Genomic DNA, 2,291 nt, shown 5'->3' with positions numbered 1-2,291 from the left:
CGTTTTTACATGATAAACTGCATGTAAACGGCGACTTTACCTATGCCTATACTTCCAGTGTGGAAACACGCTTGTATACACCAGTACCTTATAGCAAAATGCCCGGACAGACATTGTTGCGCGGCGAAAGCAAAATGAATGAAGAAAACGACCGGACTACCTACACAGGTATGAACTTTTATGCAGATTATGAACAACGTTTTGCTAAGAATACCTTTAAGATATTAGTAGGCTACAACTACGAAAACACGTTATTCAAATCCAGGTTCTATCAGCATGATGGCATGATCAATAACAGTCTGCCTGATTTTTCCCTGATGAATGGTCTGAACTATACCCTTACCGGTGGCGGCTATGAATGGCGTACCCTCGGAAGTTTTTTCCGCCTGAACTATAACTACGATGAACGTTACCTGCTGGAAGTAAATGGCCGTTACGATGGTTCTTCCAAGTTCCCGGAGTCGCAGCAGTTTGGATTCTTTCCTTCGGCTTCCGCAGGATGGCGGGTGTCTAAAGAAAAGTTCTGGAACGTATCACCCAATGCCATCAGCGATTTAAAATTAAGGGCTTCCTATGGTGCATTGGGGAATGGGAATGTGAGTCCCTACCAGTTCCTGCAAATGATGTCGGTGAGCAAGCTGCAGATGTCTATCAATGGTGTGTTGCCCGACTATACCCAACAGCCCAACGTGATTCCGGACGGACTCACCTGGGAAAAGGCCACTACCTTAAATGGTGGTATTGACGTTTCTTTTCTGAAGAGCCGCCTGAAAGTAAGTTTCGATAAATATACCCGGAATACGACCAATATGTTTACCACCGGATTGCCCGTTCCTGCGGTATTTGGAGCCAGCGTACCTAAAGGGAACTACGCCGATTTGAAAACAAAAGGCTGGGAATTATCGGTGAACTGGAGTGATCAGTTTAAAGCTGCCAACAAACCTTTCAGCTATTCCTTTGGGGTAGTATTGTCTGATTACCAGTCTTACATTACCCGCTTCAATAATCCCAAAAACCTGATCAATACTTATTACGAAGGGATGCGCGTAGGCGATATGTGGGGCTTTGTAAATGATGGCTATTTCCAGAGTCAGGATGAAATTAAGAATTCCAAAGTTGACCAGTCTTTCATCAAGGTATCTAACGCCAATGTATTAATGCCGGGAGATATCCGCTTTAAAGACCTGGACGGCAATGGCAAGATAGACAAGGGAGAAGGCACGCTGGATAAACCAGGCGATCAGGCGATTGTTGGTAATACGGAACCACGTTATGCCTTCGGCATCACCGGTAACGCCAACTGGAATAATTTCTTCCTCAGCTTTTTCTTCCAGGGTATTGGAAAACGAGACTGGTGGCCGGGTACAGATGCTTCTCTTTTCTGGGGCCAGTACAACCGTCCTTATAGCTGGATGCCGGAAGATATCATGGATAAGCGCTGGTCTGAAACCAACCGCGATGCTTACTTCCCTCGTTTTAGGGGATATACGGCGCTCAATTCCAATGCGGAGTTAACCGTAGCACAATCCAAATATGTACAGAATGTGGCCTACATCCGTTTAAAGAATCTGACAGTTGGTTACAATCTGCCGCAGGCATGGTTATCAAAAGTAAAAATGAAAAATGCGCGCCTTTTCTTTACCGGACAAAACCTGTGGACATGGTCGCCGATGTATAAAATCATGAAAACGCTGGACCCTGAAGTCATTGAAGGCTCCGATCCGGAACTGAATAACAACGCCGGTGGTATCGGCGCAGGCAACGGAATGTCGTATCCGATGCTGAAAACATATACTGTTGGCTTGAGTGTAACTTTTTAATGATTAATGCTTATTAAGATGAAAAATAGTATTTACCTGTTATTGATCCTGGTGATGGTGTCCTGTAAGAAGGATCTGAACCTGAAACCATTTGATAAACTAAGTCCTGATAACGCGTTTAATACAGAGGCAGACCTGCAACTGTATGCTACTTCTTTCTATAAAATATTACCTGATGGAAATAGTATTATCAGGGGAGATGTGATGAGCGATGTGATGTCAGGAAAAGACGTGAATACGTACCTCATTCCCGGTGCTTTTACGTCTACACAGTCCAGCGGCTGGAGCTGGGGCGACTTGCGTAATATCAACTATTTCCTGGAGCATTATGGCCAGGCGAAAATTCCGGACGAAGCAAAGCATCATTATGCCGGTCTGGCGCGCTTTTTCAGAGCCATGTTTTATTTTGAAAAAGTGAAACGTTTTGGAGATGTACCCTGGTATAATAGAACCATGGAGATCAATGATCCG

The 2,291-nt window shown here is 44.6% G+C and carries 1 protein-coding gene and 1 pseudogene; both read left to right on the top strand.

Annotated elements, in window-relative coordinates:
* On the top strand, positions 1-1,820 hold a 1,820-nt coding region (locus tag VIP81_RS21495; RefSeq protein ID WP_331966097.1), incomplete at its 5' end, for a SusC/RagA family TonB-linked outer membrane protein.
* Positions 1,821-1,838: 18 nt separating this feature from the next.
* Positions 1,839-2,291, top strand: a pseudogene (locus VIP81_RS21490) (RagB/SusD family nutrient uptake outer membrane protein); the annotation flags it as partial.

Source organism: Chitinophaga sp., from assembly GCF_036566945.1.
GTDB lineage: Bacteria > Bacteroidota > Bacteroidia > Chitinophagales > Chitinophagaceae > Chitinophaga.
This window is presented reverse-complemented; position numbering and strand designations above follow the sequence as displayed.